This is a genomic window from Citrobacter sp. S46_ASV_140 (assembly GCF_018919545.1).
In the GTDB taxonomy this organism is placed as follows: Bacteria; Pseudomonadota; Gammaproteobacteria; order Enterobacterales; family Enterobacteriaceae; genus Citrobacter; species Citrobacter braakii.
In genome coordinates this window covers 1-7,808 of sequence record NZ_JAHLRC010000144.1, presented here as the reverse complement: position 1 = coordinate 7,808, position 7,808 = coordinate 1, and the positions used below count along the sequence as shown (strand labels likewise).

At 53.2% G+C, this 7,808-nt stretch carries 8 protein-coding genes; 3 read left to right on the top strand and 5 right to left on the bottom strand.

The window, feature by feature from the left end; translation table 11 throughout:
* Window positions 1-529, top strand: a 529-nt coding sequence (locus KQJ19_RS20985; protein WP_216404082.1) for a pyridoxal-phosphate dependent enzyme, incomplete at its 5' end; no start/stop codon positions are given.
* Window positions 530-579: 50 nt separating this feature from the next.
* Here KQJ19_RS20985 and cof read toward each other — a convergent pair.
* Window positions 580-1,398 (bottom strand): HMP-PP phosphatase, encoded by an 819-nt coding sequence (gene cof, locus KQJ19_RS20980; protein ID WP_216404081.1) that lies wholly within the window; start codon window positions 1,396-1,398, stop codon window positions 580-582.
* A 217-nt stretch (window positions 1,399-1,615) separates the two neighbouring features.
* Between cof and KQJ19_RS20975 the strand changes: the two genes are divergently transcribed.
* A complete protein-coding gene (locus tag KQJ19_RS20975; RefSeq protein ID WP_200046354.1) occupies window positions 1,616-3,316 on the top strand; it encodes an SgrR family transcriptional regulator in 1,701 nt (566 codons plus the stop codon).
* A gap of 64 nt (window positions 3,317-3,380) precedes the next feature.
* Window positions 3,381-4,076 carry a 7-cyano-7-deazaguanine synthase QueC gene (gene queC, locus KQJ19_RS20970; protein WP_003021638.1) on the top strand — a complete coding sequence of 232 codons (696 nt, stop codon included), beginning with the start codon at window positions 3,381-3,383 and terminating at the stop codon, window positions 4,074-4,076.
* A gap of 107 nt (window positions 4,077-4,183) precedes the next feature.
* On the opposite strand, the gene fadM is transcribed toward queC, so the two are convergent.
* The 4 genes from fadM to hupB form a co-directional block, all read right to left on the bottom strand.
* Window positions 4,184-4,582, bottom strand: a complete 399-nt coding sequence (fadM, locus tag KQJ19_RS20965; protein WP_216404080.1) for a long-chain acyl-CoA thioesterase FadM — start codon at window positions 4,580-4,582, stop codon at window positions 4,184-4,186.
* 103 nt (window positions 4,583-4,685) lie between these two features.
* The gene (locus KQJ19_RS20960) at window positions 4,686-5,060 is read right to left on the bottom strand and encodes a helix-hairpin-helix domain-containing protein (RefSeq protein ID WP_216404079.1); all 375 of its coding nucleotides are present in this window, start codon (window positions 5,058-5,060) and stop codon (window positions 4,686-4,688) included.
* Window positions 5,061-5,206: 146 nt separating this feature from the next.
* Entirely contained in the window at window positions 5,207-7,081 is a 1,875-nt protein-coding gene (gene ppiD / locus KQJ19_RS20955) for a peptidylprolyl isomerase (RefSeq protein WP_016152053.1), read from the bottom strand.
* A gap of 267 nt (window positions 7,082-7,348) precedes the next feature.
* Window positions 7,349-7,639 carry a nucleoid-associated protein HU-beta gene (gene hupB / locus KQJ19_RS20950; protein WP_219352570.1) on the bottom strand — a complete coding sequence of 97 codons (291 nt, stop codon included), beginning with the start codon at window positions 7,637-7,639 and terminating at the stop codon, window positions 7,349-7,351.
* Window positions 7,640-7,808: the final 169 nt, after the last annotated feature.

Below are 7,808 nucleotides of genomic sequence, written 5' to 3'. Positions count from 1 at the left end.
GCCCAACCCCGTCCCCCGCCATATTGTGATGAGCGCCGGAACCGGCGGCACCTCTGCAACCATTGGCCGCTATATTCGTTGTCAGGGCTACGACACCCGCCTGATGGTGGTGGATCCGGAAAACTCAGTCTTTCTGCCCTTCTGGCAGGATCGCGATGCAACGTTACGCAGCCCGGTAGGAAGCAAAATCGAAGGCATCGGCCGCCCACGTGTCGAACCCTCCTTCATTCCTGACGTAGTCGATGAAATGCTGCGCGTACCGGATGCCGCAAGCGTGGCCACCGCACACTGGCTGGAAACGCAGTTGGGCCGCAAAGTCGGCGCTTCAACCGGCACCAACATGTGGGGAACGCTGCAACTTGCCGCCCGTATGCGCGATGCCGGAGAAAGCGGTTCACTGGTCACGCTGCTGTGCGACAGCGGCGAACGCTATCTTGAAACCTACTACAACCCGCAGTGGATCGACACGCACATCGGTGATTTAACGCCGTGGAAAGCGGAACTCACCCGGCTTCTGAACACCCATTAATGGGATAAAAAAAAGCCAGACGCGAAGTCTGGCTTGCTGGAAGGGATCTCTCATTCGGGGGAATAAGGTAGATGCGGATTGTCCAGCCAATGCGTCAAAAAGTGTGACACCGCCTGATTGCGGCAATGCCCAATCACCGACAAATGCGGCAGTTCAGCAATCAGTTGTGGCATCGCGTTGCCCATAATCAGGCCGCGCCCAACGCTGCCTAACATTTCGCGATCGTTCATGGCATCGCCAAATGCCATACATTCGGCCATTGAATAACCTAAGTGGTCGCTTAGTACCGCCAGCGCCGATCCTTTGTTACAGCCCACCGGCAGCACCTCAAGGCAATCAACCGCGGAAAAACAGAGATTTGCCTGCTCACCCAGCGCCTCATTCAGTTGAATGCGTAATTGGATCAGGGAGTCATGATCCCCACAGAAACAGACTTTCGTTACCTGATGAGCCGGGATACGTTTCACATCGACGATCTGGTAGCGAAATCCGCTATACACATGCGCCTGTAGCAGCGATGGGATCTCTTGTCCGGTGAACCAACCATTGTCATTAAAGACATGCATGCTGGCTGTAGTATCCCACTTCTGATGTAACACAATATCCGCCACAGTTGGATCCAGATCCTGACGGTGCAATACATCGCCCTCAACAGAGTGAATGCGCGTGCCGTTACCCGTGATCAAAAAGGCGTCCAGTGAGATAGAACCCAAAATATGGTGCATCTCAAGCACATGGCGGCCGGTGGCAAATGTCAGGGTGATATCGCGTTCACGCAGGCGCGCCAGCGTTGAAAGCGTTTCGTCACCTAAATGGTGATTCGGCATCAAAAGGGTGCCATCCATATCAAATGCAGCCAGACGAGCCATTTCTTTCTCCACACTGTGACGCGGTTAACTTGTGATTCAGTATCACCTGAGATATACGGAAGTAATAGTGAATAGATAAAATGAATTGTTCCGGGTTTATTACACAAAATCATTCAAGTTGCATCCAGGCGGTAAGTGAATGAACGTCCAGGAGCATGCAGTGACTGGGGTGAATTAACGCCGCCAACAAAGAGACAGCTTGAAGGATGACGTGTATATGAGATTGTTGAATCGCCTGAATCAGTACCAACGCCTGTGGCAGCCGTCGGCGGGAGAACCGCAGTCGGTGACCGTCGGGGAGCTGGCAGAACGCTGTTTTTGTAGCGAGCGCCACGTGCGTACTCTGCTGAAGCAAGCGCAGGATGCTGGCTGGCTGGAGTGGCACGCCCAGTCGGGGCGTGGGAAACGCGGGCAACTGCGCTTTTTGGTGACGCCAGATTCGCTACGCAGCATTATGATGGAACAAGCGCTGCAAAAGGGGGAGCAACTTAGCGTACTGGAGCTGGCTCAGCTGGCGCCGGGAGAATTAAGAACGCTGCTCCAGCCGTTTATGGGCGGTCAGTGGCAAAACGACACGCCAACCCTGCGCATCCCCTATTACCGCCAGCTCGACCCTTTGCACCCTGGATTTCTCCCTGGTCGCGCAGAACAACACCTCGCCGGACAAATATTCTCGGGCCTGACCCAGTTCGACAGTATTACGCAACGCCCCTGCGGAGATTTAGCCCACCACTGGAATATCTCCGCCGACGGCCAGCGCTGGGATTTCTATATTCGCTCCACCCTGTACTGGCATAACGGCGATGCGGTCAGCAGCACACAGCTACATCAACAGTTGCTGAAGCTGTTAGAGCTACCCGCGTTAAATAAGCTGTTTATCAGCGTAAAGCGCATTGAGGTGACGCATCCCCAGTGCCTAACCTTTATTTTGCATCGCCCCGACTTCTGGCTGGCGCATCGTCTGGCAAGCTACAGCAGTCACCTGGCACATCCCGAACTCCCGTTTGTTGGTACCGGTCCGTTTCGGTTGACGCTGTTTACCCCAGACCTGGTGCGCATCGAGAGTCACGATCACTACCACCTGAGTCATCCGCTACTAAAAGCCATTGAATACTGGATAACCCCGCAGCTTTTCTCCCAGGATTTGGGCACCAGCTGTCGCCATCCGGTTCAAATTGCAATTGGTAAACCCGAAGAGCTTCCCATGCTAAGCCAGGTAAGCAGCGGGATCAGCCTCGGTTTCTGCTATCTCACGCTCAGAAAAAGCGCGCGGCTGAATACGCAGCAGGCCCGTCGCCTGGTCAATATTATCCACCGCTCTTCCCTGCTACAAACGCTTGACGTGGATGAAAACCTGATCACGCCAAGCAATGCGCTGCTGCCGGGATGGACGATCCCCCAATGGGATGAACTGGACGACGTGCCGCTACCGGAAAAGCTTACGCTGGCCTATCACCTGCCGGTAGAATTGCACGCCATGGCTGAACAGCTTCGCCAGGCGCTAGCGCTACTCGGCTGTGAATTAACGCTTATTTTTCATAATGCTAAAAACTGGGATGGCGACCATCCTTTAGCCCAGGCCGACCTGATGATGGGAGACAGGCTGATTGGCGAAGCGCCTGAATATACCCTCGAACAGTGGCTGCGCTGCGATCAGCTCTGGTCACATGTATTGAGCTCGCCGGCATATACTCATCTGCAAACCACCCTGGATGCCCTGCAAATCCAGGCCGATGAGGACGATCGTCATGCGGCTTTACAACACGTTTTCGCCTCGCTGATGCATGACGCGACCCTGACACCGCTGTTCAATTATCACTATCGTATTAGCGCTCCGCCGGGCGTGAACGGCGTACGCCTGAATCCTCGCGGCTGGTTTGAATTTACCGAAGCCTGGCTACCGCCCCCGTCGGCGTGAAGAAGCTGGTCGCCGACACGCCCAGGCGCTACCATAAGGGTTTCGTTATTTGTCAGGAAAAACCATGAAACGTGCCGTTGTTGTATTCAGTGGGGGTCAGGACTCCACAACCTGTCTGGCGCAAGCGCTGCATCAGTATGATGAAGTACACTGCGTGACCTTTGATTATGGTCAGCGCCATCGCGCTGAGATTGATGTCGCACGTGACCTGGCCTTAAAACTTGGCGCGCGTGCGCACAAGGTACTTGATGTAACGCTGCTCAGCGAACTGGCCGTCAGCAGCCTGACCCGCGATAACATTCCGGTACCCGATTACGAACCGGATGCGAACGGCATTCCCAATACCTTTGTGCCAGGGCGCAATATTCTGTTTTTAACGCTGGCGGCGATTTACGCGTATCAGGTGCAGGCGGAGGCGGTCATTACCGGCGTTTGTGAAACGGATTTCTCTGGATATCCGGACTGCCGCGATGAGTTCGTCAAAGCCCTGAACCATGCCGTAAGCCTGGGAATGGCGAAAGATATTCGCTTTGAAACCCCGCTGATGTGGATCGATAAAGCCGAAACCTGGGCACTGGCCGATTACTGGGGCAAGCTGGACCTGGTACGCGAAGAAACGCTGACCTGCTATAACGGTATCAAAGGTGACGGTTGCGGTCACTGCGCGGCCTGTAATCTGCGCGCCAACGGCCTGAACCATTATCTGGCAGATAAACCAGCAGTGATGGCGGCAATGAAGCAGAAAACAGGACTAAAGTGATCGTTTTGCCGGATGGCGGTGTACGCACCTTATCCGGCTTTCGACATTCACCGTGGTCAATATCGCCCGTAAGCCTGATAAGCGAAGCGCCGTCAGGCTTTCTTCCATCACTTCACCATCTGCTCCAGTTTTTTGCGCAACTCCCCTTCCAGCGGTAGCGCCTTTTGCGTTTTCAAATCAATACAGACGAAGGTAATCAACGCGTCTGCCACCACCTGTCCTTCCGGCTCCAGGGTGATAGTCTGGTTCAACACACCGCTTTTGCCATTTAGCTGTTGCACCTGACTGGTAATGGTCAGCAGGTCGCTCAGCACCGCAGGGCGGCGGTAGTTAATGTTAATATTCACGACCACAAAAGCGATGTTGTGTGCGGTCATCCACTGAAAGCTGTCGCTGTTTTCCAGGCCATCCCAGCGGGCTTCTTCCAGAAACTCAAGATAGCGAGCATTGTTAACGTGCTGATAGACATCAAGATGAAAACCACGAACTTTGATTTGTGTTTGCATAGCGCAGGAGCCTTACGTTGTTTTTATAGGAACACTTCAGGGTAAGAGGTCATAACTGGTATGACCTCTACAGTCTGGCAAACTTTCAGCACTCTGCAAGTTATTAAAGTGTTAAAACTGCCAGATTGCGCTCTACCAGCGAACTCCCCATGCCCGGTACCTGCTTTAAGTCCTCCACCGTTTTAAACGGCCCGTACTCCTCACGATAGCTGACAATCGCCTGCGCTTTCTTCAGACCCACGCCATTCATGACTCGCGCTAAATCCTCCGCAGAAGCGCTGTTGATGCTTACCCTGGTGCCTTCATCATCGCTCACTTTAGCCGGTTGCGTGGCTTTGCTTTGTGCTACTCCCGTAGCATCCGCTTTGGCTTGAGTCGCCTGGCTTTTGGCGACTGGCTCTGCAGCCAGTGCGCTTTGAGCCATACCGGCGCAGGTCAATGAAAGGGTAATAAGCAGGGCTTTGATTCCATGTTTCATACTGTTTTCTCCTTGTTTGTTAACAGTGGAATCACGATAGCGAGGTGCAGAACGGCAGACAAACGGCAAATATCAGAAATGGAAAAGGCCGCGAAAGCGGCCTTTGGTTGATACAACTTTTTGCAATTTTTTGCGAGTAGCCTCGGTTATTGCTGCTGTTCCAGCGCGTCACCGACTTTAATTTTTGCGGCTTTACGCAGGTTGCTCATCAGCGCTTCAAAGACAATCTGCGCATTGTTCTGGGTAATCCCCTGAACCATCGCTTTCTTCTGCTCTTCAGGCATAGAACCGGCTTTCACCTCGTCCAGCGCCAGCAGTACAACGTTACCCTGCATGTCGTTCGCCACGCCGTAGCTCGGTTTGTCTTTCGCCGGCAGGCTCAGGCCAAAGGCCGCCTGACTCAGCGGATCCTGACCCGTACGGCTCAGCGTTTTCGCTTCGCCAAAGCTCAGACCCGCCGCTTTCATGGCTTCATCGCCCTTACCAGCTTTCAGATCCGCCAGCAGTTTATCGGCATCAAGCTTCGCCTGCTGCTCTGCTTTATTGTGCTTAACAAGCGCAGTTACCTGATCTTTCACTTCAGCCAGTGGTTTAACGGCTTCAGCTTTGTGCTCTGCAATACGCAGTACAAACGCGCGATCGCCATCCACGGTGATGATGTCAGAGTTACTGCCAGGCGTACCGTTCTCACCAACCAAACCACCATTGAAAATGATGTCAGCGACCGGTTTGAAGTTCAGCTCTTCCGGCAGGCTATCACGGCTAAACCAGCCCGTTTCAACCGCTTTCATACCCGCCGCCTGCTCCGCACCCGCCAGGGATTCGTTATCGTTGCTGGCGGCATCGCTCACTTTCTGCTGCAGCGCATAGTAGGCATCCAGCGCTTTTTCCTGCTTCACTTTCGCCGCAATGTCGTCGCGGGCTTCGCTCAGCGGTTTAACCTGCGCAGGCTGCACGTCGTCAAGACGCGCAACGAGGAAACCAACGGAAGACTTAATCACACCTGACAGCTGGCCTTTCTCTTTCAGACCGGCATTCTTCAGCTCATCCGGGGTGGTGGAATCTTCCAGCCATCCCATGTCGCCGCCTTTACGGGCAGAGATGATGTCAGCAGATTTTTCTTTTGCCAGCGCAGCGAAATCACCGCCTTTGTTCAGCTCGTCCAGTACCGCTTTGGCTTCATCTTCCGTTTTGGTCTGAATGATGCTGTAGCGGTTACGCTGCGGCTGAGTGAACTGATCCTGATGCTGGTCATAATAAGCCTGAATATCCGCATCGCTGGCCGTCTCCTGCATAGCAGCAGCATCCAGCTTGATGTAGCTCACGCGGAACTGTTCCGGCGTCATAAAGTTGTTTTTATTCTGCTCGTAGTAGCTGGCAACTTCCTGCTCGGTAACAGACTGCTTCGCGGCCAGTGCGTTAACGTCAATTGTCGCCTCGCGAACGATACGCTGCTGTGCGACCAGCGCCGCCAGCTCGTCCGTTTCGCCTTTCAGCATGAAGTCCGTACCGGCAACGCCGTTAATCAGTTGCTGGGTAGTAAGCTGATTACGTAATGCCTGAGCGTACTGGTCTGCGGTCATTCCCATCTGATTAACAATCGCGTTGTAGCGATTGTTATCAAATTTACCGTCCACCTGGAACGCAGGCGTGGCGAAAATAGCCTGTTTAACCTGATCGTCGCTGATGTTGAGATTAAGCTCGCGGGAGTACTGATCCAGCAGCGCTTCGTCAATAAGACGATTCAGCACCTGCTGACGCAGCGTTTTCATGTAGCCTTCGTTCGCAGCCAGTTCGGAGTATTGATCGCCCAGCTGTTGCTGCATGCGGTTACGTTCGCTGTTGAACGCATTCTCGAACTGCCCGCGGCTAATCTCCTGGCCATTCACTTTGGCGGCGAAGTTATTGCCCCCGCCAATCAGGTAACCACTCACGCCGGTCAAAATGAACGACACGATAATGATACCGAAAATAATCTTGAGCACGAGACTGTTAGCAGCCGTGCGTAAGCTGTCCATCATGGTGTAACCACACTCCGCTGTAGATGACTATACGCGTTATCTCTCAAGCCGCCTGCGCGTTGTCACAACAGCGGCGGCAAGGATTTTGAGTATATATGCTTCACGCAGCATAGCGTTTCCTGAACGCTGCGTACAAAGGCCTATTGTGACAAGAAACAGGGGCAATTGTCAGCCCACAACGCGTAGAAAGTACCGGAATTACAAATAAAAAAGGCACATCAGTCGATGCGCCCTTGTACTTCGTCACATCCCCAAAGGGGAAATCACTTAGTTTACCGCGTCTTTCAGTGCTTTACCTGCACGGAAGCCCGGTACTTTAGCCGCGGCGATGGTGATCTCTTTACCTGTTTGCGGGTTGCGACCAGTACGGGCAGCACGCTCTTTAACGGCAAAAGTACCAAAACCTACCAGCGCTACGTCATCACCTTCTTTCAGAGATTCAGTAACAGAAGCAATAATTGCATCTAACGCACGTCCAGCCGCAGCTTTAGAGATATCAGCCCCTGCAGCAATTTTGTCGATCAGTTGAGATTTATTCACTCTTCTCTTCCTCTTTATAATTTATATCGCACCTGAATCCTTCAAAGTGCGAACGCGCAGCAGTTATATCAGGCCTGCCATGCCCTTACAACACCCGTTAATGATGGCAAGCCCAATCCGTCATCTAAATTAGCTATACAAAAAAAGGCTGGCAAGTCCGAAATGGCCTGCCAGCCCTGTTTTTATT

What these genes read in the sequence shown, in the direction of transcription:
- cof (WP_216404081.1), bottom strand. Translation starts at nt 1,398, where the DNA reads ATGGCTCGTCTGGCTGCATTTGATATGGATGGCACCCTTTTGATGCCG.
- KQJ19_RS20975 (WP_200046354.1), top strand. Translation starts at nt 1,616, where the DNA reads ATGAGATTGTTGAATCGCCTGAATCAGTACCAACGCCTGTGGCAGCCG.
- queC (WP_003021638.1), top strand. Translation starts at nt 3,381, where the DNA reads ATGAAACGTGCCGTTGTTGTATTCAGTGGGGGTCAGGACTCCACAACC.
- fadM (WP_216404080.1), bottom strand. Translation starts at nt 4,582, where the DNA reads ATGCAAACACAAATCAAAGTTCGTGGTTTTCATCTTGATGTCTATCAG.
- KQJ19_RS20960 (WP_216404079.1), bottom strand. Translation starts at nt 5,060, where the DNA reads ATGAAACATGGAATCAAAGCCCTGCTTATTACCCTTTCATTGACCTGC.
- ppiD (WP_016152053.1), bottom strand. Translation starts at nt 7,081, where the DNA reads ATGATGGACAGCTTACGCACGGCTGCTAACAGTCTCGTGCTCAAGATT.